Genomic DNA, 25,405 nt, shown 5'->3' on the forward strand with positions numbered 1-25,405 from the left:
GTTATCCGGCTTTTTTGCCGCTAAGCAGGTCCAGCACTTCCTGTACGCTGGTGGTATTCGCCAGCCGCTCGATGACGCCGTCGTCGTCCAGGGCATTGGTCAGGCTGGTGATCACCTGGATATGTTCGTTGTTGCGTGCGGCGATACCGATAACCAGTCGTGCCACCTCGTCCTCTTCATCGCCAAAGCGCACGCCTTGCGGGTACTGGCAGAACACCACGCCGGTGCGCAACACCCGGTCCTTGGCTTCGATGGTGCCGTGCGGCACGGCGATTGACTCGCCCAGGTAGGTTGAGGTGAGTTTTTCACGCTCCAGCATCGCCGCGACGTATTCCGGCTCAACGTAGCCCCCTTTGACCAACTGCTCGCCGGCGAAGCGAATCGCCTGCTCCTTGTCGCTGGCCTGCAGGTTAAGGAACACGTTGCTTTCGCTCAGTTTGAACAGGTTTTGCTCGGTGGCCTCAAAGCTATCGTCCAGCGTGCTGATGACTTTCTGCTGGTTATCGGTGGTTTTATTGGCCGCCACCAGGCGCTCGGTCAGATCGTTGTACAGCTTGCTGTCGAGGAAATTGGTCAGCGAAATGTGCTGTGCCTGCGGCGCATGACGCATCGCGCGCTCAGTCAGGTCACGGTGAGTGATCACCAGATCCACATCATCCGGCAGGTTGTTGATGGCACTGTTGGTCACGGAGATATTTTTCAGCCCGGCGTCCGCCACTTTTTTGCGCAGTACCCCGGCCCCCATGGCGCTGGAACCCATGCCCGCATCGCAGGCAACGATGATTTTACGCACCGTGGTCAGGTCACCATCCACCGCTGCATGAGCCGCAGCACCGCCTTTAGACTGGGATTTCATCGCCTGTACGCGGCGAGTGGCCTCTTCCAGGTCATCCTCTTCTTTCGCTTTCGAAGTTTTCAGCAGGAACCCGGCAACCACAAAGGACACCACGAACGCTGCGGCGATCGCCGCCAGGTTGGCGAAGTAAGCGCCCTTAGGGGTCATCGCCAATACCGCCAGAATCGAACCCGGAGAAGCCGGAGACACCAGACCGCCGTTCAGCAGGGTCAGTGTGAACACGCCGGTCATACCGCCCAGGATCACCGCCAGCAGCAGGCGTGGATTCATCAGCACGTACGGGAAGTAAATTTCGTGGATACCACCGAAGAAGTGGATGATCGCGGCACCGCCGGCAGACTGCTTGGCACTGCCGCGGCCAAAGAACATGTAGGCCATCAGTACGCCCATACCCGGGCCTGGGTTGGCTTCAATCAGGAAGAAGATGGATTTACCGGTTTCGGTCGCCTGCTGAATGCCCAACGGCGAGAAGATACCGTGGTTGATGGCGTTGTTCAGGAACAGGATTTTCGCCGGCTCCACGAAGATTGACGCCAGCGGCAGCAGGTTGTTGGTCACCATGATGTTCACGCCGGTCGCCAGGATATGTGACAACCCTTCAACCAGCGGGCCAATGGCCAAAAATGCCAGAATAGCCAGCAGCATACCGATAATGCCGGCGGAGAAGTTGTTCACCAACATCTCAAAGCCGCTTTTGATTTTGCCGTCTACCCAGCGGTCAAAATGCTTGATGGCCCAGCCGCCCAGCGGACCGGCAATCATGGCGCCGAGGAACATCGGCATATCTGCCCCGACAATCACGCCCATGGTGGTGATAGCGCCCACCACCCCACCGCGATCGCCTCCCACCAGACGGCCACCGGTAAAACCGATCAGCAGCGGCAGCAGGTAAGTGATCATTGGGCCAACCAGTTTGGCTAAGGTTTCGTTCGGCAGCCAACCGGTAGGAATGAATAACGCGGTGATGATACCCCAGGCGATAAAGGCGCCAATGTTAGGCATCACCATGTTGCTTAAGAAGCGGCCAAAGTTTTGAACTTTGACTTTGATGTCTGGTGAAAACATAAAACACACCCCTATTGTTACGCGCTGACAATAAGAGCGCGTGATTATTGTTGTTACGATCCAGCCGTGTTGTTGCTGTATGCGAAATGGACTCTATCACGCAGTTTTTACCGTGCGAACTTCACGGAATTTTTGTGACAAACATCACACTAACACCCCCATTATCGGGGCACTTATAGTGATCATGATCACAGTTACTCAGTGTAAAAAAGCCACAACGAGAACAAAATTCGCCTAAAACCCAATTAAATGTGATTTGAGTCACATTTAATTGATGCACGTTTGTTTTTAAATTGTGATGGTGATCACAATCTATTTTTCAGTGGCTACCGAATCCTGGCTTGAAGAAGGTCTTCCCTGTGAGCATTCATCCCGTCGGGAAATAGCGGTGCGATGAATGAAAGAAAACTACATGTCGGAAATAGATGATTAATTGAAGTGTAGTACAGATGCGTGGTGCAAGAAGTGAGCAAGCCGTTGGAAAGTCAGAAGGGAATGGCAGAAGCCGGACTGCCGGCTTCTGCGTTTGGAGATTACTGATTAACGCTGGAGACGATTTTCTGTGCGTTAAGTAAATCCTGCTGCTTGGCCACCAGATTCGACATCATGGTGTTGTACTGCGTCGCCTGCTGGGAAGTACGGAACTGCACGCCGTTATTATTAAAGGCCACCTGATTGCCCTGGGCACGCAGGAAATCCCCCACCTGAACCAGATCCTGAACGAAGCTGGCCGTGGTCGGAATCACCGGCATCAGCGCATTGGCCGGCCCGGTAACAATCTTGTCGTACGCCTGGTTATACACGGCTTTCAGATCGTCAGGTTGCTTCAGCGCTGTCCTGGCAGTATCCGCCTGCGACTTGGCTGACTGGATTTGCTGCCCCAGCAGGTTCAGCGCCCCAACGGACTGTTGCAGCGTATCGCGCTTGCTCATGTAGTCCTGTGCGGTGCGGATCTGGTTAATCTGATCCAACGCCGGCGTCAGGCTGGCATCCAGTGATTTGGACAGTTGCTGAGAAAAACCGACCAGGATGGCGTAATCACCGGCATAGTTGCCGAACTTCTGTTTCTGATCTTCGCTCAGCGTCGGGATTTTCGCGCCGCTGCGCATCACCGTGTTCTGGATGTAATCAATAAACGCCTTGCGTTGTTCCGGCTCTTTATCGCCGCAGGCAGTCAATTGCATGACCACCAACAATGCCAATACCGGGGCCAACCAACGCGCGAAAACTCTGCTCTTGATCCCTACCGCCATGTGACATAACTCCTGTTATAAACCTGCTTTTTCATCGGACTCCGTCCCTTTTGCTGCACTCCTTGCGCCTATAAGAATAGATCAACTGAATGCGATCCGATACGCGATTCACCTTTTGGTGGTTATTCTTGGGCGAAAGGCCAACATGCAAGACGCTATACGCGCTGGCAAGGGGCTACTGTACCGACTCAGGGGCATGATACACTTTTGTATCATTTATCACCGGGCCAAGCTGCGCATGTCATCCTATCAGCCACCGTTGACCATCAGCTCACGCATGCTGCATCTGGTAACCGATGTTGGCGATCGGCTTGCGCGTTTAAAAATGCAGGCTGAGCAAGAACATGCCTTACGGCTACGCCGCATCAACCGCATCCGTACCATTCAGGGCTCTTTGGCTATCGAAGGCAATACTTTAAGTGAAGAGCAGATCACCGCCATCATCGAAGGTAAACGTATCATTGCGCCACCTCGCGATATTCAGGAGGCGCTCAATGCTATTCGTTGCTATGGAAACTTGAACAACTGGCGTCCCATGCAGGAGGAGGATTTACTCGCTGCACACCGGCTGCTAATGGCTGGCCTATTGCCAGATGCCGGACATTACCGCCATGGCGGTGTCGGGGTGATGAACGGTAAAACCGTCATTCATATGGCGCCACCTGCGGAAAGGGTTTGCCCGTTAATTCGGCAACTGCTGCTCTGGTTAAAAGAGACCGACCTACCGCCGCTGATCGCAAGCTGTGTATTTCATTACGAATTTGAGTTTATCCACCCTTTCGCCGATGGTAACGGACGAATGGGCAGACTGTGGCAAACGCTGATCCTGTCACGTTGGGAGCCCTTGTTTGCCAACGTGCCGGTTGAAAGCCTGGTACATGACAATCAGTCCGGTTATTACCAGGCGCTGAACACCAGTAACCAACAGAGTGACTGCGCTCCCTTTGTCGAATTTATGCTGGGCATGATCTTGCGAGCGCTAGAACATAGCCTTACCCCCCAAGTCACCCCCCAAGTCACCCCCCAAGTCGCCGAACTATTGGCGATACTTAAAGGCGAGATGTCACGCGAGGAAATTCAGCATGCGCTGCAACTGCAGGATCGAAAATCTTTCAGTGAGCGTTATTTACGTCCTGCGCTAAACGCGCGGCTAATTGAAATGACCCTGCCCGAAAAACCCAACAGTCGCCTGCAAAAATACCGACTAACCGCTCAAGGTGTTTCGCTGCACCGACGGCAATAAAAAAGGCGCCCTAAGGCGCCTTTTCACGACAGAACCGCTTATTGCAGTACGGAGATATCCGCGACCTGCAGGAACAGTTCACGCAGCTTGCTCAGCAACGTCAGACGGTTTACACGCACCGCCTCGTCATCAGCCATCACCATCACGTTGTCGAAGAACGCATCGACCGGCTCACGCAGCTCCGCCAACTCCACCAGCGCATCCTGGTAGCGGCCTTCAGCAAAGAAAGGCTCCAGCTTATCGCGCAGCACCACCAGGTGGGTCGCCAGTTGGATCTCAGCCGCCTCTTTCAACACCGAAGCGTGAACGCGATCGTTCAGCGTATCGGTAGATTTGGCCAGGATGTTGGAGACGCGCTTGTTGGCCGCCGCCAGCGTCGTAGCCGCTTCCAGCGTACGGAAGTGAGTGACCGCCTTAACGCGTGCGTCGAAGTCCGCAGGCTTGGTCGGACGACGTGCCAGCACCGCTTGAATGGTGTCGACGGCGTGACCTTCTTCCTGATACCAGGCGCGGAAACGGCCCAGCATGAATTCGACAACTTCGTCGACGACCTTGGCGTTGGTCAGCTTGCTGCCGTACAGGCGCACGGCCTCTTCGGTCAGGGTCTGCAGATCCAGCGGCAGGTTTTTCTCAACGATGATGCGCAGCACGCCCAGCGCGGCACGGCGCAGTGCGAACGGGTCTTTATCACCTTTCGGATGTTGCCCAATGCCGAAGATACCGGCCAGGGTGTCCATCTTGTCGGCGATCGCCAGCGAACAGGCCACCAGCGATTCCGGCAGCGCATCGCCGGCAAAACGCGGCTGATACTGCTCGTTCAGCGCAACGGCAACGTCTTCCGCTTCGCCGTCATGACGCGCATAGTGCATGCCCATCACGCCCTGAGTGTCGGTGAATTCGAAGACCATATTGGTCATCAGATCGCACTTCGACAGCAGGCCCGCGCGGGTGGCGTGGTTAACGTCGGCACCAATTTGGCCGGCAACCCAGCCCGCCAGCGCCTGGATGCGATCGGTCTTGTCGCGCAAGGTTCCCAGTTGCTGTTGGAACAGCACGGTTTCCAGACGCGGCAGATTGTCTTCCAGGCGTTTTTTACGGTCGGTATTGAAGAAGAACTCGGCATCGGCCAGACGCGGGCGCACCACCTTCTCGTTACCGGAGATGATTTGCTGCGGATCTTTGGATTCGATATTGGCCACGAAGATAAAGTTCGGCATCAGGTTGCCCGCGGCGTCATACACCGGGAAATACTTCTGATCGCCCTTCATGGTGTAGACCAGCGCTTCCGCCGGCACCGCCAGGAATTTCTCTTCGAATTTAGCCGTCAGCACCACCGGCCATTCCACCAGCGAGGCCACTTCTTCCAACAGGCTTTCGCTCAGATCGGCCTTGCCGCCAAGCTGCTGCGCAGCCAGCTCCGCATCGCGCTTGATCAGCGCCTTGCGGGTTTCATAATCGGCCACCACTTTACCGCGTTCCAGCAGGATCTGCGGATATTGGTCAGCGTTGTCGAGGGTGAGTTCGGCTTCACCCATAAAGCGGTGACCGCGAATAGTGCGGCCAGAATCGATGCCCAACACGGTGCCCGGGATCAGTTCTTCACCCAGCAACAGGGTCACGGTGTGTACCGGACGCACGAACTGCACGTCAGAATTGCCCCAACGCATCAGTTTCGGGATCGGCAGCTTGGCCAACGAATTGCTGACCATGCCCGCCAGCAGCGCTTGCGCAGGCTGGCCTTTAACATGGGCGCGATACAGCAGCCATTCACCTTTATCGGTCACCAGGCGTTCAGCCTGATCGACGGTGATGCCACAACCGCGTGCCCAACCTTCGGCCGCTTTGCTTGGCTTGCCTTCGGCGTCAAACGCCTGGGCAATGGCCGGGCCGCGCTTTTCGACTTCGCGATCGGCCTGCGCAGCGCGCAAGTCGGCCACTTTCAGCGCCAGACGGCGCGGTGCGGCAAACCAGCTCACTTCGCCATGTTCGAGATTGGCACTGTCGAGCTCGGCGGTAAAATTCGCGGCAAAGGATTCTGCCAGTGAACGAAGAGCCTTCGGCGGCAGCTCTTCCGTGCCGATTTCCACCAGGAAAGTCTGTTGAGTCATGGCTGCCTCTTAGTTCTCGTTCTTTTTGCACATTGGGAAGCCCAGCGCTTCGCGGGAAGCGTAGTAGGCCTCGGCAACGGCTTTGGTCAGCGTGCGGATACGCAGAATATAACGCTGACGCTCGGTCACCGAGATCGCCTTGCGCGCATCCAGCAGGTTGAAGGTGTGGCCGGCCTTCAGAATACGTTCGTAAGCCGGCAGCGGCAGCGGTTTCTCCAGCGCCAGCAGCGATTGGGCTTCTTTCTCGTACTGCTCAAAGCAGGAGAACAGGAAGTCCACGTCGGCGTATTCGAAGTTATAAGTGGACTGCTCCACTTCGTTCTGGTGGAACACGTCGCCATAGGTGGTCACACCCAGCGGGCCGTTGCTCCACACCAGATCGTATACGCTGTCCACGCCCTGGATATACATCGCCAGACGTTCCAGACCGTAGGTGATCTCGCCGGTGACCGGTTTGCACTCCAGGCCGCCAACCTGCTGGAAGTAAGTGAACTGCGTCACTTCCATGCCGTTGAGCCAAACTTCCCAGCCCAGGCCCCAGGCGCCGAGCGTCGGGTTTTCCCAGTTATCTTCCACGAAGCGGATGTCGTGAATGGTCGGATCCAGACCCAGCTCTTTCAGCGAGCCCAGGTACAGTTCCTGAATGTTGTCCGGCGATGGCTTAATCACCACCTGGAACTGATAGTAGTGTTGCAAACGGTTCGGGTTTTCACCGTAGCGGCCGTCAGTCGGACGGCGGGACGGCTGCACGTAGGCGGTAGCCATTGGCTCCGGCCCCAGCGCGCGCAGGCACGTCATCGGGTGAGAGGTTCCCGCGCCGACTTCCATGTCCAGTGGTTGAACGATGGTGCAGCCTTGGCGCGCCCAATAGTCCTGCAGTGTCAGGATCAGGCCCTGAAAGGTCTTGGTATCAAACTTTTGCATGTTGAATTCGCACGCGATACAAGTGGATTTAAATGGGATGGGCCAGTATACCCGTTGACCGTAAGATATACAGCCAGAATCCCGCAACAAGTGTGAATCATCAAAGAAGCGCGGTCTTTTCGCGCACTAAAACGGGGCAAATGCCCCTCTGTAGCGCCGTCTCAGCGTCATAATCCCCCCAATTCCCCGGCCAGAAGGCGTCACTCAGGCTGGCACCAACCTTGCTAGCGTCCTGATATCCCCCTTTCAGGAGATTCGCTGATGACAACCGCCTTAACCGACAGCCGCTATCGTTACCGCATTTTCGCCATGGTGTTCTTCATTGCACTGATCAACTACGTCGATCGCGGCGCACTGTCCTTCGCCGCCAACGATATCTCCCATGAATTCAACTTCAACAAGGCGCAGCTGGGCGCCGTGCTGGGCTATTTTGGCTTTGGCTATTTGTTCGGTTCGCTGTGCGGCGGTTTTCTGGCCGACCGTATCGGCACCAAAAAAGTCTGGCTGATCGCCGGGGCGCTGTGGTCGCTGCTGGAAATTGCGACCGCCTGGGCTGGCGAACTGGGCGTGGCGCTGTTCGGCGGTTCCGCCATTATGGGGTTTGCCGCACTGCGGATCATGTTCGGCTTTGCCGAAGGTCCGGCCTACGCGCTGATGAATAAAACCATCGCCAACTGGGCGCCGCGCAAAGAGCGTGGCTTTTCGCTGGGTATCGGGTTGCTGAGCACCCAGGTGGGTTCGCTGCTGACCGCGCCGCTGGCCGTGGGGTTACTGCTATTGACCGATGACTGGCGCAGCATGTTCATGCTGCTGGGCCTGTTTTCGCTGATCGCCATTTTGCTGTTTGCCCGTTTCTTCACCGACACGCCGCAGGAGCATCCTGAAGTCAACGCCGCCGAATTGGCCATCATCAGCGCCGATCAGGAAGCCGATAACGCACAAGCACCTCTGCCATGGTGGGCGTTTTTCACCAACCGCACGCTGGTATTTAACGCGCTGGGTTACTTCTCATTCCTTTACGTCACCTTTGTATTGGTGACCTGGGGCCCCAAATACCTGCAGGATACTTTTAACTACGATCTGCATTCGCTGTGGTACGTGGCGATGATCCCGTGGAGCGGTGCCTGCTTCACCGTGCTGCTCGGCGGCCGCATCGCCGATGCGCTGTTGAAACGCTTTGGCAACCTGCGGCTGGCGCGCAACCTGTTTGCGGCAGTCACCTTGTTGCTGACCGCCACCTGCTTCGTCTTGATCCCCTTTATGAGCACGCCGACCGAAATCATTTTGTTGATGACGCTGGGCAATGCGCTGAATGCACTGGTCAATAACGTGTATTGGTCGGTGGTGATAGACGTCACGCCGAAAGCTTCGGTGGGGGCTTACAGCGGCATGACGCTGGCGATCGCCAATATTGCCTCGATCACCGCGCCGATGCTGAGTGGTTGGCTGGCACAGCATCACGGCTATGGCGCCATGTTCTTCGCCACCGCCGTGGTGTCTTTCTGCAGCATGCTGTGCATGACGCTACTACAGCCGGAAAAAAAGATTATGGCAGATATCACGCTGCCCAACCGCCCAGGTATGCAGCAAACGGCCCCCTAAGCGATCGGGCATCGACACTCAAAAACGGGCGCTGACCCCGACGTTATACATAAACTGTTCGCCACTGCTCAGGCCGCCGGTCTGAGAAACGGTGGCGAACGCCGCCACCTGATCGGTCAACGGCATATTCGCCCCCAGCGTCACATCCACCCAGTTTTTATCCTGGCTGGCGCTGTCGCGAGTGAACGAAGTCTGCGTGGACTTCAGGCCACCGCCGGCACGGTAAACGTCATCACCAAACTGATGCTGATAGCTCACCTCGGCATAGGGATTAAACAGGCCGAACTTGCTGTCCAACCGCCAACCTAACGCACCGATCTGCGAATGGTAGGTCTGATCGTTAAAGCGCATGGCGGTGCTGTCATTGCCGTCTTCGCTGTAACCGGAAACGTTGCTGTAATCCCAGGCAAACTGTGCCATCGGTCCGGTGGTCAGGTAAGAGGTGACGGGGAAGTCGTAACCGGCGGTGATCCGCGCTCCCCATTGCTTGCCGTCGGTGCTGCCGGTTTCGGTACGGGTTAACGCCCCAAGCTGCATGCTGCGGCGAATATCATCGTAATTCATCGTCGCATAGTGCAAATCGGCATTCACCCAACCGTTTTCAAACAGATCAAGGGCGGTAAAGGCGGAAAATAACAGGCCACGCGCTTTGTAGTCGTAGCGGCTGGAGGGCTGTTGATCGTCATTGGAGCCGGAAATCAGCGCGCCGATCAGCCAGCCGTCGGTCAACTGGTAATCCACCCCTACCGTCAGATTATGAGTAGTGGCATTGCCGTCGCCCGCCGCCAGATTGGAAGAATAATCATAGTGTTGCCCGGCATAGCCTCCGAAAACGCCCAGCGATCCTTGCGGGTTTTCGCCACTGCGCAGCTGTTGAAAACGGCTGTCGAGGGTAGCACGGCTGTCACGCGCCATGGCCGCCGTCGCCTGATTCAGCGCCACCACCTGCGCAGGACCGTCGAGCACCGCCTGAATGTAATCGGCAATCAACAGATGCGCCTGCGGGCTGGGGTGGAAATGGTCGGCGAACAGGTAGGCCTGGCTGCTATCAAAACCCGGCATGGTAGAACGGCACACCGCAGAGGAGACGCCCGGCGGACAGGCCATGCCTGCGGTATTGGTGAAGCCAAACTGCGCCGGGTTGGCAATCGCCTCGCCAAACAGTTTGTTCACGTCAACCCGGACGATGTTCCCGCCCCCCTGCGCCAGCAGGTGGTCTTCGCTTTGGTTATAGAAATCGGTCAGTTGTGCCGCCTGCGCGCTGAGGCTGTCATAAGCGGCTATCAGCTGTGCGGCAATCGCCTGCTGCACCTGGGGGATCGCGCTGCCCTGCGCCGCTGCCGCCGTCAGGGCCTGATGGATAGCCTCGGTACGTGAAGCGTTATCCGGCGTGGCCAGCGAATTCAGGGTGGCGTAGGCCGCCTGAACCGCTGCGTTTTGCACCGGCGTCAACGCCTGCTGGATGATCAGCTCCATCAACTGCGGCGTGGAACCAATATTCGGCACCGTCGGCACGATCACCGTACCGGCACCGGCATTCAGCAATGAATGAACCTGCGCGGCCGCCGCCGCTGCGCTGTTGTAGGCTACGCCCGGCGCGGTCGTCGGGTTTAATGCCGCCGCCGCCAGGTCGTTGCCGCCAATCCAGTGTATATACAGGCCATCGCCGTCAGCCCGTCCATTGACCTGACCGAGGTAGCTCTGCACCTGATCCTGCGTATTGTCCGCCGGGTTGAGCGCCGGCACCGCCACGCCCCCGCCGGCGGCGTAGTTATTGCCATCATCGTCCGAAGCCACTAACGCCGCGCCGATGCGTTGCGCCAGTACTTCGTCGTATAACAGATGTTTATTGCTGTCGTAGGTAAAGCGGCCATTGTTGCCGGTATCGCTCAGACTGTCACCGAAGACGTAGAGTTGGTCATAAGCCAGCACCGGGGTCGTCATACTGCATAATATCGCCACTGCAAGCACCGCCGGGCGGGGCAGACAGGTTATTTTAAGAGGCATGAATAGACTCCTGAGAGCCAGCAAATGAAGGAAAATACGTTTTTATCATTGGCCTTTTTACCTGCCGGCCATCTAGTAAATATTGCTGGCTTTTCCCCCACGTCAAGCCGACTGATGATAAAACAATCAGGGGCTTGCCAAGTTCACCACTTCAGGTAATGATTACTGTAAATAAACACAGCACAAGGACAGTCAGTATGGCCAATGAACGTTGCGGTTGGGTGACGGCGGATCCGTTATATCTCGAGTATCACGACAAGGAATGGGGCGCACCAACCACCGATGCGCGCGAGCTGTTTGAAATGCTATGCCTTGAAGGCCAGCAGGCCGGGCTGTCCTGGATCACCGTGCTGAAAAAGCGTGAGAATTACCGGCGCGCCTTCCACAATTTTGATCCGCAGCGCGTGGCCGCTATCGATGAACAAGAGATAGCCGCGCTGTTGCAAGACAGCGGCATTATCCGCCACCGGGGCAAAATTGAAGCCATCATCGCCAATGCCAAAGCCTATCTGGCCATGGAAGCGGCCGGGGAAGATTTTGTCACTTTCATCTGGTCATTTGTCGACGGCGAACCGCAGCTCAACAGTTGGCAGCAACTGAACCAGGTGCCGGCGAAAACCGAACGCTCGGACGCGATGTCCAAGGCACTGAAAAAACGCGGCTTCAAATTTATCGGCTCCACCACCTGTTACGCCTTTATGCAGGCCAGCGGGTTGGTGAACGATCATCTCACAGGATGCCTCTGCTACCCAAAGCCGCAGTGATCCGCCCCTGCCACCCGGCAGATATGGAGCGGTTAATGGCCTTGTGGTTGCCGAGCACCATTGCTGCGCACCCGTTCGTCAAGGAAAGCTACTGGCAAGAAAGCGCGACGCTGGTGCGGGAAAACTATCTGCCGCGAGCGCAAAGCTGGGCCTATTGGCATCAAGGGGAAATCGTCGGGTTTATCAGCGTGTTGGATCAACGCTTTATTGGCGCACTGTTCGTTGAACAGGCCTTTCACGGCCATGGCGTAGGACAGGCGCTGATGGCGCACGTACAACAGCGCTATCCCCAGCTAAGCCTGGAGGTGTATGAGCAAAACCTGCGCGCCTGCGCGTTCTACCACAAGCTGGGGTTTCAGGTGACGCAGCGTCTGTTTAACGAAGAAACTCAGGCCTATACCTTAATCATGAACTGGCCGTCCGCAGTTTAAATCTTGCCACTTCCGGCTAAAAAAGGCGCATCCCGCACCGGGATGCGTTCAATTCAGAATCCGCTGCATGGTATTCCCTCGCTTTTTGCCGGATAACAGGCTCAAGCCCGTTATCCGCTTATATTTTGTCACGTTTTTTTCCGGAACTGCCGGAAAGTATCCGCGTCATAGTAGCGCCTCGGCACGTCTTGGCATGCCGACAACGGTTTTTTAGCGCCCCCAAATTGGATTGGCGCACCCAGATTCTGATGCCACAAAGGAAAAAAGATGAAAAAACGCATTGCGATTATTGCCGGCGCGGTGAGCGTGGCGCTCACGCTGTCAGCCTGTACCACCAACCCGTACACCGGGGAATCCGAAGCCGGTAAATCCGGTATTGGCGCAGGCCTGGGCGCCGCGCTGGGTGCCGGCGTTGGCGTGCTGTCCTCGTCGAAAAAAGACCGCGGCAAAGGCGCACTGATCGGCGCAGCGGCAGGTGCAGCATTGGGCGGTGGTGCTGGCTATTACATGGACGTGCAGGAAGCCAAGCTGCGCGACAAAATGAAAGGCACCGGCGTCAGCGTTACCCGTCAGGGCGACAATATCGTGCTGAACATGCCGAACAATGTCACCTTTGACAGCAGCAGCGCCACCCTGAAACCGGCGGGTGCCAACACCCTGACCGGCGTTGCCATGGTACTGAAGGAATACCCGAAAACGGCGGTTAACGTGGTCGGCTACACCGACAGCACCGGCTCCCGTTCACTGAACATGACCCTGTCGCAGCAACGTGCCGACGGCGTGGGCAGCGCGTTAATCACCCAGGGCGTGGCGGCTAACCGCATTCGCACCACCGGGGCAGGTCCGGATAATCCGATCGCCTCCAACAGCACGGCAGAAGGCAAGGCGCAAAACCGTCGCGTCGAGATCACCCTCAGCCCGCTGCAATAATCCCGAGCGGGGCACAATGCCCCGCCATTTTTATCCTGTCGATCCTCTTCCCTTATCCCATTCAACATTCCCGGCTATACATTCTGTGTGATAGTCTCCTTGGCAATTAACCTCAGGGGAGATCAGTTGTGAGCAGTGTTAAGGCAATACGCGCCTCGGGGCGGGCCACCATCAGCGATGTGGCGAAAACCGCCAAGACCGGTAAAACCAGCGTATCGCGCTACTTGAATGGTGAGCAGCACCTGCTTTCTGACGATCTCAAACAGCGCATCGAGCAGGCTATCCTCCAGCTCGACTACCGTCCAAGCCAGATGGCGCGGAGCCTGAAAGGGGGACAGACGCGGCTGATTGGCCTGATCATCGCCGATATAACCAACCCCTATTCGGTGGACGTGATGCGCGGCATCGAAGCCGCCTGCCGTCAGCACGGCTTTACCCTGCTGGTGTGTAACACCAACAACGAAGTCAATCAGGAACAGCACTACCTGCAACTGCTCAGCAGCTACCGGGTAGAGGGCATTGTGGTCAACGCCGTCGGTATGCGCGAAGAGGCGTTATCGACGCTGCAACAATCCATGCTGCCGATGGTACTGATCGACCGAAAAATTCATGATTTCGCCTGCGATGTGGTGGGCCTCAACAACCACGAGGCCGCGACGACCGCCACGGAACACCTGCTGCAACAGGGTTTCGAAGCCATTTTGTTTCTCAGCGAGCCCATTGGCACGGTCAATACCCGCCTGGAGCGGCTGCACGCGTTTAACCAAACCATGGCGCAACATGCCGGTCTGTTGGCCGAACAGGCCGAAGTTCCGCTGAACGACGTCAAGCTGCTGGAAGGGGTGCTCGGCGACTTCAATACTCGCCATCGCGGCATGCGCAAAGCGGTGATTTCCGCCAACGGTGCCCTGACCCTGCAGGTAGCGCGCGCCATGCGTCGACTGGGTATCCAATGGGGCAGCGATATCGGCCTGCTGGGCTTTGACGAACTGGAATGGGCCGAACTGGCCGGCGTAGGCATCACCACGCTGAAACAGCCGACCTATCAGATGGGCCACGCCGCGCTAGAGCAACTGGTGCAACGCATTCAGGGTGTGGATACCCCCATCAGCGAGCAGATGTTCCCCGGTGAACTGATCGTGCGCGGCTCCACCACCCGATAATCCCCTTCTTTCCTGCTCAGGGCGCGACATACGGCGCCCCAGCCACATCCTCCTCAGACTATTTTTTGCTCATGTTCGTGATTGCGATCATATTTTTACACTCTGTCGCTTTCGCCTGGAACCGGTACCATTTAACGTGTGGTTAACAGCAGCGGTGGGATAACGCCACCTCAGGAGCAAAAAATGACAAGAGAAATTATCGTGGTGACCGGTGCCTACGGCACCGATACCGTCCAACAGCTCGGCGGCCAGACCGCATTATTGCCGATCATTGCCGATGCCGGCGCCGACGGTGTAGAGATCCGCCGCGAACTGTTTTCTGCCCAGGAGCTGGAAAACCTGCCGGCACTGGCTCAGGCCATCGAACAACAGCAGCTGTTTGCCGTTTACTCTGCGCCTGAGGCTCTGTTCACTCCACAACATACGCTCAACCCGAACCTGCCGGCACTGCTGGCGGAAGCCCAAACGCTGAACGCGCGTCAGTTGAAACTCTCGCTTGGACATTACCAGCCGGGCTTCGACTTTACCGAACTGAAAGTGGCACTGGAGCAACATCCGGTCAGCCTGGTGGTCGAGAACGATCAAACGCCTGACTGCGGGATTTTGTCGCTGCTCAACGCCTTTTTCCACGCCGCAGAAGATAACCGTCTGCCGGTCAGCATGACGTTCGACATGGCCAACTGGCACTGGGTGGGGCAAGACGCCTTCGCCGCCGCCGATCGCCTGGCCCGCCACGTCAGCTACGTTCACGTTAAAGCCGCAACTCATAGCCTGAAAGGCTGGCGTGCCGTGGCGCTGGATGACAGCGATGGCAAATGGCGCGATCTGCTGACTCGCCTGCCGCTGGACGCACCACGCGGCATTGAATTCCCACTGCAAGGTGACAGTCTGGAAGACGTGACCCGCTACTACGTTAACCTTTTGCGCGCGGAGTAAACATCATGACAACGCTGACTACCGCGCATCGCGCGCAACTGGACGTCGTCACTCTGGGTGAAGCCATGGCGATGTTCGTGGCAACCCAAACCGGCGATCTGGCGGAAGTGGACAACTTCACCAAACGCATTGCCGGCGCCGAGCTGAACGTCGCAATCGGCCTGGCTCGTCTGGGGCTGAACGTCGGCTGGGTCAGCCGCGTCGGCAACGACACTTTCGGCCGCTTCACCCTGCAGCAGTTGAAAAAAGAAGGCATCAACGCCCAGCAAGTGACGGTGGATGCTAATTATCCGACCGGTTTTCAGATCAAATCTAAAACCTCCGATGGTACCGATCCCAGTGTGGAGTATTTCCGCAAAGGCTCGGCGGCCAGCCACCTGTCGGTCGACGACTTCAACCGCGATTACTTTGGTTCCGCACGCCACCTGCACCTGAGCGGCGTGGCGGCAGCGCTGTCCGGTCAATCGCTGGCGCTGTGCAACCACGCGGCGCGCGAGATGCGGGCGATGGGCAAAACCATTTCATTTGACCCCAATCTGCGCCCGGTGTTGTGGTCCAGCCAACAGGTGATGATCGAGCAGCTGAACAAGCTGGCGTTTGCCGCCGACTGGGTGCTACCGGGGCTGAAAGAAGGGCAAATTCTTACCGGCCAGTCGACACCGGAAGGGATTGCCGATTTTTATCTGGAGCGCGGCGTACAGGCGGTGATCATTAAAACCGGCCCGGACGGCGCCTGGTTTAAAACCGCAGCGGGCGATCAGGCGGCGGTAGCCGCAATCAAAGTCAGCAATGTGGTGGATACCGTAGGTGCAGGAGACGGCTTTGCCGTCGGGACCATCAGCGCCCTGCTGGAAGGCAAAACGCTGAAACAGGCGGTGCAACGCGGCAATAAAATCGGCTCGCTGGCCATTCAGGCCATCGGTGACAGCGAAGGGTTGCCGACCCGCGCGGCACTGGCTGAATAAATATAACAAAACAATATCAGTTAATAGCCTTCTCCGAACGGCTGATGTCTCTGGCCCTACAACCAGATCCGCCGGGAGAGCACCACGACACCACTGAAGGAATCTGAACATGACCAAAGCGACTATCGCGGCTAAACGCTGGTGGTACATCATGCCCATCGTGTTTATCACCTACAGCCTGGCCTATCTCGACCGAGCCAACTTCAGCTTTGCCTCGGCGGCTGGCATCAATGACGATCTGGGCATCACCAAAGGCATGTCATCGCTGCTGGGCGCGCTGTTTTTCCTCGGCTATTTCTTTTTCCAAATCCCGGGGGCGATCTATGCCGAACGCCGCAGCGTTAAAAAACTGATTTTCTGGTGCCTGATCCTGTGGGGCGCCTGCGCCTCGCTGACCGGCATGGTCAGCAATATCCCGATGCTGGCGGCCATCCGTTTTATCCTCGGCGTGGTGGAAGCCGCGGTGATGCCGGCAATGCTGATTTACATCAGCAACTGGTTCACCAAGTCCGAACGTTCGCGTGCCAATACCTTCCTGATCCTCGGTAACCCCGTCACCGTGCTGTGGATGTCGGTGGTTTCCGGCTACCTGATCCATGCCTACGGCTGGCGTGAAATGTTCATCTTTGAAGGCATTCCGGCGGTGATCTGGGCCTTCTGTTGGTGGGTGCTGGTCAAAGACAAACCGGCGCAGGCCAAATGGTTAAGCGATGACGAAAAGCTGGCCCTGCAGCAGCAGTTGGAAGAAGAGCAGAAAGGCATCAAGGCGGTGCGTAACTACAGCGAAGCCTTCCGCTCACGCAACGTGATCCTGCTTTGCGTCCAGTACTTCGCCTGGAGCATTGGCGTGTATGGCTTCGTGCTGTGGTTGCCTTCTATCCTGCGCAGCGGCATGGAAATGGGCATGGTGGAGGCCGGCTGGCTGTCGGCGGTGCCTTACCTGGCGGCGACCATCGCCATGATCCTGGTGTCCTGGGCTTCGGACAAAATGCAAAACCGTAAGCTGTTCGTCTGGCCACTGCTGCTGATTGGCGCGCTGGCGTTCTTTGGTTCTTATGCCGTAGGCGCCAACCATTTCTGGATCTCTTATGCCCTGCTGGTGATTGCCGGTGCGGCAATGTACGCCCCTTACGGGCCGTTCTTCGCCATCATTCCCGAGATGCTGCCGAAAAACGTCGCCGGCGGTGCCATGGCATTGATCAACAGCATGGGCGCGCTGGGTTCCTTCTTCGGTTCCTGGTTCGTCGGTTACCTCAACGGCGCAACCGGCAGCCCGGCAGCTTCGTATATGTTTATGGCCATTGCGCTGCTGGTGGCCGTGGTGGTGACGCTGATCGTCAAGCCCGCTCGCAACGAGGCTCACCCACAACTGGCTTAGTCTCGTTATAATTTATTTTCTGTTGAATATACCCAATGGATTTCAGGCTGCAGCCAGGCGACAAACGAACTTCCCCCAGGCGCTGACTTAAGTAAGTCACTGGGGGAAGTTCGAGCAGTTAACAACGCTGCAGTCTGAAAAACGAAGGGTATTGCTGGAGTAAGTGATGAAGCCTTCTATCGTGTTATACAAAAGCATTCCCACCGATCTGCGTGAACGACTGGAACAGCACTTCACCGTGCATGCCTTCAACGGGCTAAACCCGGAAAACCGCGATGAGTTACGCCAGGCGCTGCAACAGGCAGAAGGGATCATCGGTTCCGGCGGCAAAATTGATGAGGCTTTCTTGCAGCAGGCCCCCAAACTGCGCGCGGCTTCAACCATTTCCGTCGGTTACGATAATTTCGACGTTGACGCGCTTAATGCCCATAACGTGCTGCTGATGCACACCCCAACCGTGCTGACTGAAACCGTCGCCGACACCATCATGAGCCTGGTTTTGGCGACAGCTCGTCGCGTGGTAGAAGTAGCTGAACGAGTGAAGGCCGGCGAATGGCAAGGCAGCATCGGGGCAGACTGGTTTGGCGTTGACGTGCACCACAAAACTATCGGCATCCTCGGCATGGGTCGTATTGGTCTGGCGCTGGCGCAACGCGCTCATTTCGGCTTCGGCATGCCGGTGCTGTATAACGCCCGCCGCACTCATGAAGAAGCAGAGCAGCGTTTTAATGCCCGCCGCTGTGACCTGGATACCCTGTTGGCCGAATCCGATTTCATCTGCATTACGCTGCCGCTGACCGACGAAACTTTCCATATGATCAGCCGTGACCAACTGGCGAAGATGAAAAAGAGCGGTATTCTGATCAACGCTGGCCGTGGTCCGGTGGTGGATGAAGCGGCACTGGTTGAGGCGCTGAAAAACGGCACTATTCATGCCGCCGGGCTGGACGTGTTCGAAAAGGAACCGCTGCCGGTATCTTCACCGCTGTTGACGTTGCCGAACGTAGTAGCGCTGCCGCATATCGGTTCTGCGACCCATGAGACCCGTTATGGCATGGCCGCCTGCGCCGTGGACAACCTGATCGCCGCGCTGACCGGTAAGGTCACAGAAAACTGCGTTAACCCGCAGCTACTGAAGTAGTAACTTTCATGGGTGCCAGTAAGCAAGAAACTGGCATCCATGCAAAATCACCAACACCTTTTGGGCGGACGCCTGCGCATATGAAATATTCTCAGGATATGTATTTCATTGTTTTTAATTCTGTACGGGATCAGGTACGGGAAGGTTTTCATCACAATTTCCCGGGTGCCCATCACCCTGCCTGCCCTGCCGAGGGCCGGGTTTGAAACCAGCAAATTCACTAAGCGAAAAACCTCCCTGGCAAACTCTGTCGCAACCTGAGGACTCTCTTGATAAAACCAATCATATTCGTCATCAAAATTGCTTGCGGCTTTCCTTAGCCATTTAATTTTCATCGTTAACAATCACCCCCATCTTCTTGAAGCGGGCTTCCATTTCATCGTAAGAAACAAAATCTCCCTGATCCGCCTCAATAATTGCCTGCTGAGTTTCAGCAATTTGCCAGGCTTCACGGTTAATAAAATCTCGGATGGCCTGCCCGGCCAAAAACGATTTAGTCCTGCCGGTCGCTTTGGCCAAAGCTTCGAGCTGCTCACTGAGATCTTCCGATAGTCGAACGGACATCACGCTCATAGATCACCTCACACTACAATGTATACATTGTAATATAGATTAAAAAATCACCGGATAACAGCCTCACCTCCCCCTGCCTTCTCCTCCCCGAAAATCTCGCGCCGGGATGAGGCTATTTTTTCATCGTTCGTCACACTGGGCGTTACCCTACGATAAAAACGCTTCCTGCCACGCGTAAGGAGAGCCATGAAACGCCTGACCCTTCCCCTGCTGATGCTGCTGTCGCCTGCGGCAATGGCAAACTGGACGCTGCAAAGCTTCCCAGCCTTTGACGGTACTTCCGCCGACGGCTTGTTCACCAGCCACGCCACGCTGCTCAAAGGCGAACTGCCGCTGAAAATTTACCAAGACCAGCAATGCTGGCAGCCAACTGCGCCGGTCAAACTGAACCAGACGTTGTCACTGCAACCCTGCGGCGATAACCCGCCGGTTAACTGGCGGCTGTTCCGCACCGGGGAATATCAGGTGCGCATCGACACGCGCAGCGGCACGCCGACGTTACAACTCAGTCTGAAAACCGCAGCGGAAATCGCCACTGCCGCCGCCACGCGCACCTGCCAACGCTGGGACGGTAAACCGATCACCCTTGACGTCGCGGCAACCTTTGACGAAGGCGAATTGGTACGCGATTTCTATTCAGGCCAAACGGCAAAGGTCAGCCAGGGCAAAATCACCCTGCAACCCGCCGTCGGTAGCGGTGGATTGCTGTTGTTGGAATCTGCCGATAGCGAAAAACCGGCGCCCTTCAATTGGCACAACGCCACGGTGTATTTTGCCCTTACCGATCGCTTTGAGAACGGCAACCCGGCCAACGACCACAGCTACGGACGCCGCAGCGACGGCATGCAGGAGATCGGCACCTTCCACGGCGGCGATCTGGCTGGCCTGACGAACAAACTGGATTATTTGCAACAGCTTGGCGTCAATGCGCTGTGGATCAGTTCGCCGCTGGAGCAAATCCACGGTTGGGTCGGCGGCGGCACCAAAGGAGACTTCCCGCATTACGCTTACCACGGCTATTACGCGCTGGACTGGACCCGACTCGATGCCAATATGGGCAGCGAGCAAGACCTGCGCACGCTGGTCGATCAGGCGCACCAACGCGGTATCCGCATTCTGTTTGACGTGGTAGTGAATCACGTCGGCTACGCCACGCTGGCAGATATGCAGACCTTCCAATTCGGCTCGCTATATCTGAAGGAGGAAGAAATCGAAAAAACGTTGGGTAAACATTGGGGCGACTGGCGACCAGGCCCAGGTCAAAACTGGCACAGCTTCAACGATTACATCAACTTCAGCGATAAAGCGGGCTGGAGTTCATGGTGGGGCAAAAACTGGATCCGTACCGATATCGGTGACTACGATCCACCCGGCTATAACGATCTCACCATGTCGCTGGCTTTCCTTCCGGACATCAAAACTGAAGCGCCCGGAGCCAGTGGTCTGCCCCTGTTTTACCGCCATAAACCCGATACCGCCGCGCGGGAGATTCCCGGCGCCACCACACGCGACTACCTGACCACCTGGCTTAGCCAGTGGGTACGTGACTATGGCATTGACGGTTTTCGCGTCGACACCGCCAAGCACGTAGAAAAACCAACGCTGGCGCTATTGAAACAGCGCGCCACCGCAGCTCTGGCAGAGTGGAAAGCCGCCCATCCACAACAGGCGCTGGATGATGCTCCTTTCTGGATGACCGGCGAAGCCTGGGGCCATGGCGTGATGAAAAGCGACTATTACCAGAACGGCTTCGACGCGATGATCAATTTTGACTTCCAGGATCAGGCTTCCCAGGCCTTGGCTTGCTTCTCCAACATCGATGCCACCTACCGACAGATGGCCGACAAGCTGCAGGATTTCAACGTGTTGAGCTACATCTCCTCGCACGATACCCGGCTGTTCTTTGCCAGCGATGCTAAAGGGTCGCTAACGCAGCAGCAGCGCGCTGCCGATCTGTTGCTGTTGGCACCCGGTGCGGTGCAGATTTACTACGGCGATGAAAGTGGCCGTGATCTAGGCCCTACCGGCTCAGATCCGTTGCAGGGTACCCGTTCCGATATGAACTGGGCCGAGTTGCAGGGTAGCAAAGCTCCTCTGTTGGCACACTGGCAGCGGCTGGGTCAATTCCGCGCTCGTCACCCGGCGATCGGTGCCGGCACACAGCAGTCGCAGCAAACGGCACACTACTATGCTTTCAGCCGTCGGCTCGGCGACGATAAAGTGATGGTGGCCTGGGTCGGCGATCGGTCACAATAATTCAGAGAGATATGCTGCTAAAAAACCATCGGGTGAAGTTTACTCCCGGTGGTTGTTTTATGAACCGCATTGCACCGGAAATTGTCTGGCGGTATGGTGGGGTATTACCTGCTAAAAACAATACAGTTGCACCTATGACTTTTTCACTTTTCGGCGACAAATTTACCCGTTACGCGGGCATTACCCGTTTAATGGATGACCTGAACGAAGGCCTGCGCACCCCCGGTGCCATCATGCTCGGCGGCGGTAATCCGGCGCAAATTCCAGAGATGGAAAGCTACTTCAAACAACTGTGCCAGGACATGCTCGATCAGGGCAAACTGACCGAGGCGCTGTGTAACTATGACGGCCCGCAGGGCAAAGACGCCCTGCTGAAAGCGCTGGCTAATTTGCTGCGCGATGAGCTGGGCTGGCAGATCTCGCCACAGAACATTGCACTGACAAATGGCAGCCAGAGCGCGTTTTTCTACTTGTTTAACCTGTTTGCCGGGCGCTATGCCGACGGCAGCCGTCGCCGCGTGCTGTTTCCGTTGGCGCCGGAATATATCGGCTATGCCGATGCCGGGTTGGACGAGGGGCTGTTTGTTTCGGCCAAGCCCAACATTGAGCTGCTGCCGGAAGGTCAGTTCAAGTATCACGTTGACTTCGAACATCTGAATATCGGCGACGATATCGGCATGATCTGCGTGTCGCGCCCAACCAACCCGACCGGTAACGTAATCACCGACGAAGAGCTGATGAAACTCGATCGGCTGGCGCAGCAGCGCAATATCCCGCTGGTGATCGATAACGCTTACGGCGTGCCCTTCCCCGGCATTATCTTCAGCGACGCTACGCCGCTGTGGAACCCGAACATTATCCTGTGCATGAGCCTGTCGAAGCTTGGCCTGCCCGGCTCGCGCTGCGGCATCGTGATCGCCGATGAGAAAACCATCGGCGCCCTGACCAACATGAACGGCATTATCAGCTTGTCGCCAGGCAGCATGGGGCCGGCCATGGCAACGGAAATGATCGAACGTGGCGACCTGTTGCGACTGTCAAACGAGGTGATCCGTCCGTTCTACAAGCAGCGCGTCGAGCAGACTATCGGCATTATCCGCCGCTATCTGTCGCCGGAACGCTGCCTGATCCATAAACCGGAAGGGGCGATTTTCCTGTGGTTATGGTTCAAGGATCTGCCGATCACCACCGAGCTGCTGTATCAGCGCCTGAAAAAGCGCGGCGTGCTGATGGTGCCAGGCCACTACTTCTTCCCGGGGCTGGAACATGAATGGCCGCATACTCATCAGTGCATGCGGATGAACTACGTGCCGGATCCGGAGAAAATTGAACGTGGCGTGGCGATACTGGCGGAAGAGATCGAGCGTGCTCACCAGGAAGCGGGCTGATTTGAATAAGGGGCGCTCAGACAGCGCCCCAAAGCCTTACATTGCCCAGAACAGCACCGCCAGCAGCTGCGGCGACATGATGCGCAGGAACATCGCCAACGGATATACCGTGGCGTAAGACAGCGCGGCAGCGCCGCTGGTCGGGTGCAGGCCGTTAGCAAAGGCCAGCGCTGGCGGATCGGTCATTGAACCTGCCAGCATGCCGGACAGCGTCAAATAATTCATCTTGCCCAGCATCCGCGCCAATACGCCAACGCTGAGCAACGGAATTGCGGTGATCAGTGCACCGTAACCAATCCACGCCAACCCTTCGCCATTAATCAGGGTATCGACAAAGTTGCCGCCCGACTTCAGCCCCACCACCGCCAGAAATAGCACGATACCCAGTTCACGCAACGCCAGGTTAGCGCTGGGCGGCATAAACCAATACAGCTTGCCAATGCTACCGATACGCCCGAGTATCAAGGCCGCAACCAGCGGCCCACCGGCCAGGCCCAAGCGCAACGCAGCAGGAAAACCCGGAATAAACAGCGGCACAGATCCCAACAGTACCCCCAAACCGATACCGATAAACACCGGCAGCATTTGCACCTGCTGCAGCTTCTGTTGGGCATTGCCGACAATGGCCGCCACCGCCTCGATGGACTCCGGGCGGCCAACCAGATTGAGGATGTCGCCGAATTGCAGCGTTACATTGCTGCCTGCCACCAGTTCAACCCCCGCGCGGTTGAGGCGCGAGATCACCACGTCGTACTTTTGCTTCAGGTTCAGATCGCGGATTTTGCTGCCCAAGACTTTCTCATTGGTCACCACCGCCCTCACCACCTGCAGTTCCGTCCCCCGCGTTGACAGCGAGACGTCGACCTCTTCGCCAATCACCAACCGCGCATTTTCCAGACTTTCGCGTTTGCCCACCAGATGCAGATAGTCGCCCAGCTCCAGCCTCTCGAGCGGCGCCGGTACCATCAGCAACTCACCGCGTTTCAGGCGTGAACAGATAATATCCTCACCGTTCAGCAGCGGCACATTCTTGATCGCCATCCCTTGCAGGTTCGGGTTACGCACCGCGATATTCATGGTTTGCAGCAGCTCGCGCTGGTTGCCCAGGCTGCTTTCAAAAGCCTGAGCCTCCCGTTCGATATTGATGCGGAAAAACAGGCGTATCAGCCACATCACCAGCAGAATGCCGCAGATACCGAACGGATAGGCCATGGCATAGCCCATCCCCATGCGATCGACCATGGCCGGATCTGAGCCCAAATCGGTAAGAATTTGCTGCCCGGCGCCGAGTGCGGGGGTATTGGTGACGGCACCGGAGAACACGCCAAGAATGATCGGCAGCGGGACGTCAAACAGCTTGTGAACCACCGCCGCGACCACCCCGCCCACCAGCACCAGCAAAATGGCGAAGCCGTGGAGCCGCAACCCGGACACCCGCAAGGAAGAGAAGAAACCGGGCCCGACCTGAATACCTATGGTGTAAACGAACAGGATCAGGCCAAACTCCTGAATGAAGTGCAGCATGTCGCCATTCAGACTGAGCTGCCAACTCTGGGCGAAATGCCCGACGATAATGCCGCCAAACAGCACCCCGCCAATCCCCAACCCAACCCCATACAGCTTCCAGTTACCCATCCACAGCCCGAGAACGGCCACCAACGCCAACATACTGACGGTCAGGGCGATTTCGCTCATAGGTCACATCCTTGCCAGAAGTTTAACAACCGGTTTGCGGTCAAAGTCACACAATTAACAGGGATTTTGGCATAGGTAGGAAAACGCGACTGTGGGTTAAGCCACATAATGCAACGGGGGAAGCCCGTTTGGACTTCCCCCGTCGATACCTTTCCTCTTTCAGGCCGCTGTACGAACCTCTGCGGCCTGAAATGCATAGGTAAAACTATCAATTTTTCAAAGCGTTATTTTGATTCCAACCCCGGCGTGGTGCCGATGGCGATACGCTGTGGCTGCAGAGCTTCTGGGACATGACGCACCAGATCGATATGCAGCAGGCCGTTTTCAAACTTGGCCTCAGAGACCTGCAGGTGTTCAGCCAGCGTGAAGGTCAGGTTGAAGTCTTTGAACACCAGCCCCTGATGCAGATATTCCACCTGTTTTTCTGGCGGTGTCGGCTTGCCACGTACGGTCAGGCGTGGGCCTTCTACTTCAATATCCAGTTCACTTTGTTTAAACCCGGCTAACGCCAGAGAAATGCGGTAGTGGTTGTCGTCGCTTTTCTCAATGTTGTAAGGCGGGAACCCCTGTGGCTCCTGGCCGCCCATTGAACTGGCCAGTTTGTCGAAACCAATCCACTGACGAAGCAAAGGTGAAAGATCGTAATTACGCATGATGTAAACTCCTTCTATGAAGCGAGATTTTACCCGTAGCTTGAAATTCATAGGGTAAATTAAGGTATGCCCCC

General features: G+C 56.7%; 21 protein-coding genes. 12 read left to right on the forward strand and 9 right to left on the reverse strand.

Going from position 1 to position 25,405, the window contains the following annotated elements:
• Position 1: 1 nt before the first annotated feature.
• Both ACMGG1_RS23865 and ACMGG1_RS23870 read right to left on the reverse strand, forming a co-directional pair.
• Positions 2–1,921 (reverse strand): PTS mannitol transporter subunit IICBA, encoded by a 1,920-nt coding sequence (locus ACMGG1_RS23865; RefSeq protein ID WP_046374816.1) that lies wholly within the window; start codon positions 1,919–1,921, stop codon positions 2–4.
• A gap of 533 nt (positions 1,922–2,454) precedes the next feature.
• Positions 2,455–3,174 carry a DUF3053 domain-containing protein gene (locus ACMGG1_RS23870; RefSeq protein WP_122080507.1) on the reverse strand — a complete coding sequence of 240 codons (720 nt, stop codon included), beginning with the start codon at positions 3,172–3,174 and terminating at the stop codon, positions 2,455–2,457.
• Between the two features lie 277 nt (positions 3,175–3,451).
• Between ACMGG1_RS23870 and ACMGG1_RS23875 the strand changes: the two genes are divergently transcribed.
• Entirely contained in the window at positions 3,452–4,417 is a 966-nt protein-coding gene (locus ACMGG1_RS23875; protein WP_238387489.1) for a Fic family protein, read from the forward strand.
• Between the two features lie 38 nt (positions 4,418–4,455).
• Here the strand turns inward: ACMGG1_RS23875 and glyS are convergent, their stop codons facing one another.
• A complete protein-coding gene (gene glyS / locus ACMGG1_RS23880; protein ID WP_020824664.1) occupies positions 4,456–6,525 on the reverse strand; it encodes a glycine--tRNA ligase subunit beta in 2,070 nt (689 codons plus the stop codon).
• Between the two features lie 9 nt (positions 6,526–6,534).
• Positions 6,535–7,449, reverse strand: a complete 915-nt coding sequence (glyQ, locus tag ACMGG1_RS23885) for a glycine--tRNA ligase subunit alpha (RefSeq protein ID WP_020824663.1) — start codon at positions 7,447–7,449, stop codon at positions 6,535–6,537.
• 261 nt (positions 7,450–7,710) lie between these two features.
• Here glyQ and ACMGG1_RS23890 point away from each other — a divergent pair, with 261 nt between their 5' ends.
• Complete coding sequence (locus ACMGG1_RS23890; protein WP_116928090.1) at positions 7,711–9,051, forward strand: MFS transporter; 1,341 nt, start codon at positions 7,711–7,713, stop codon at positions 9,049–9,051.
• Between the two features lie 18 nt (positions 9,052–9,069).
• On the opposite strand, the gene ACMGG1_RS23895 is transcribed toward ACMGG1_RS23890, so the two are convergent.
• A complete protein-coding gene (locus ACMGG1_RS23895) occupies positions 9,070–11,058 on the reverse strand; it encodes an autotransporter outer membrane beta-barrel domain-containing protein (protein WP_414161067.1) in 1,989 nt (662 codons plus the stop codon).
• Between the two features lie 197 nt (positions 11,059–11,255).
• On the opposite strand from ACMGG1_RS23895, the gene ACMGG1_RS23900 reads away from it, so the two are divergent.
• The 8 genes from ACMGG1_RS23900 (at position 11,256) to ghrB (ending at position 18,766) form a co-directional block, all read left to right on the forward strand.
• Positions 11,256–11,822 carry a DNA-3-methyladenine glycosylase I gene (locus tag ACMGG1_RS23900; RefSeq protein ID WP_046374820.1) on the forward strand — a complete coding sequence of 189 codons (567 nt, stop codon included), beginning with the start codon at positions 11,256–11,258 and terminating at the stop codon, positions 11,820–11,822.
• The gene (locus ACMGG1_RS23905; protein WP_170868541.1) at positions 11,819–12,253 is read left to right on the forward strand and encodes an N-acetyltransferase; all 435 of its coding nucleotides are present in this window, start codon (positions 11,819–11,821) and stop codon (positions 12,251–12,253) included. Before ACMGG1_RS23900 ends, ACMGG1_RS23905 begins: the two co-directional genes overlap by 4 nt.
• Before the next feature lie 267 nt (positions 12,254–12,520).
• The gene (locus tag ACMGG1_RS23910; RefSeq protein ID WP_020824658.1) at positions 12,521–13,183 is read left to right on the forward strand and encodes an OmpA family lipoprotein; all 663 of its coding nucleotides are present in this window, start codon (positions 12,521–12,523) and stop codon (positions 13,181–13,183) included.
• 128 nt (positions 13,184–13,311) lie between these two features.
• Positions 13,312–14,346 (forward strand): LacI family DNA-binding transcriptional regulator, encoded by a 1,035-nt coding sequence (locus ACMGG1_RS23915; protein WP_390902188.1) that lies wholly within the window; start codon positions 13,312–13,314, stop codon positions 14,344–14,346.
• Between the two features lie 183 nt (positions 14,347–14,529).
• A complete protein-coding gene (locus ACMGG1_RS23920; protein WP_115057910.1) occupies positions 14,530–15,282 on the forward strand; it encodes a sugar phosphate isomerase/epimerase family protein in 753 nt (250 codons plus the stop codon).
• Positions 15,283–15,287: 5 nt separating this feature from the next.
• Positions 15,288–16,247, forward strand: a complete 960-nt coding sequence (locus tag ACMGG1_RS23925; protein ID WP_046374822.1) for a sugar kinase — start codon at positions 15,288–15,290, stop codon at positions 16,245–16,247.
• 109 nt (positions 16,248–16,356) lie between these two features.
• Positions 16,357–17,625, forward strand: a complete 1,269-nt coding sequence (locus ACMGG1_RS23930; RefSeq protein WP_020824654.1) for an MFS transporter — start codon at positions 16,357–16,359, stop codon at positions 17,623–17,625.
• Positions 17,626–17,791: 166 nt separating this feature from the next.
• A complete protein-coding gene (gene ghrB / locus ACMGG1_RS23935) occupies positions 17,792–18,766 on the forward strand; it encodes a glyoxylate/hydroxypyruvate reductase GhrB (protein WP_414161068.1) in 975 nt (324 codons plus the stop codon).
• Positions 18,767–18,813: 47 nt separating this feature from the next.
• Here ghrB and ACMGG1_RS23940 read toward each other — a convergent pair whose 3' ends face one another.
• Both ACMGG1_RS23940 and ACMGG1_RS23945 read right to left on the reverse strand, forming a co-directional pair.
• The gene (locus tag ACMGG1_RS23940; protein WP_020824652.1) at positions 18,814–19,101 is read right to left on the reverse strand and encodes a type II toxin-antitoxin system RelE/ParE family toxin; all 288 of its coding nucleotides are present in this window, start codon (positions 19,099–19,101) and stop codon (positions 18,814–18,816) included.
• Positions 19,091–19,339 carry a CopG family ribbon-helix-helix protein gene (locus ACMGG1_RS23945; RefSeq protein ID WP_414161069.1) on the reverse strand — a complete coding sequence of 83 codons (249 nt, stop codon included), beginning with the start codon at positions 19,337–19,339 and terminating at the stop codon, positions 19,091–19,093. Before ACMGG1_RS23945 ends, ACMGG1_RS23940 begins: the two co-directional genes overlap by 11 nt.
• A 186-nt stretch (positions 19,340–19,525) precedes the next feature.
• On the opposite strand from ACMGG1_RS23945, the gene ACMGG1_RS23950 reads away from it, so the two are divergent.
• On the forward strand, positions 19,526–21,595 hold the full coding sequence (locus ACMGG1_RS23950) for an alpha-amylase (RefSeq protein WP_414161070.1): 2,070 nt from the start codon (positions 19,526–19,528) through the stop codon (positions 21,593–21,595).
• 134 nt (positions 21,596–21,729) lie between these two features.
• A complete protein-coding gene (locus tag ACMGG1_RS23955; protein WP_041415136.1) occupies positions 21,730–22,983 on the forward strand; it encodes a valine--pyruvate transaminase in 1,254 nt (417 codons plus the stop codon).
• A 36-nt stretch (positions 22,984–23,019) separates the two neighbouring features.
• Here ACMGG1_RS23955 and ACMGG1_RS23960 read toward each other — a convergent pair whose 3' ends face one another.
• On the reverse strand, positions 23,020–24,678 hold the full coding sequence (locus tag ACMGG1_RS23960) for a putative transporter (protein ID WP_414161071.1): 1,659 nt from the start codon (positions 24,676–24,678) through the stop codon (positions 23,020–23,022).
• Positions 24,679–24,902: 224 nt separating this feature from the next.
• Positions 24,903–25,331: a small heat shock chaperone IbpB gene (gene ibpB / locus ACMGG1_RS23965; RefSeq protein WP_020824647.1), complete on the reverse strand. Its 429-nt coding sequence runs from the start codon at positions 25,329–25,331 to the stop codon at positions 24,903–24,905.
• Positions 25,332–25,405: the final 74 nt, after the last annotated feature.

This window comes from Serratia sp. BNK-12 (assembly GCF_047456085.1).
Taxonomy (GTDB): Bacteria; Pseudomonadota; Gammaproteobacteria; order Enterobacterales; family Enterobacteriaceae; genus Serratia; species Serratia liquefaciens.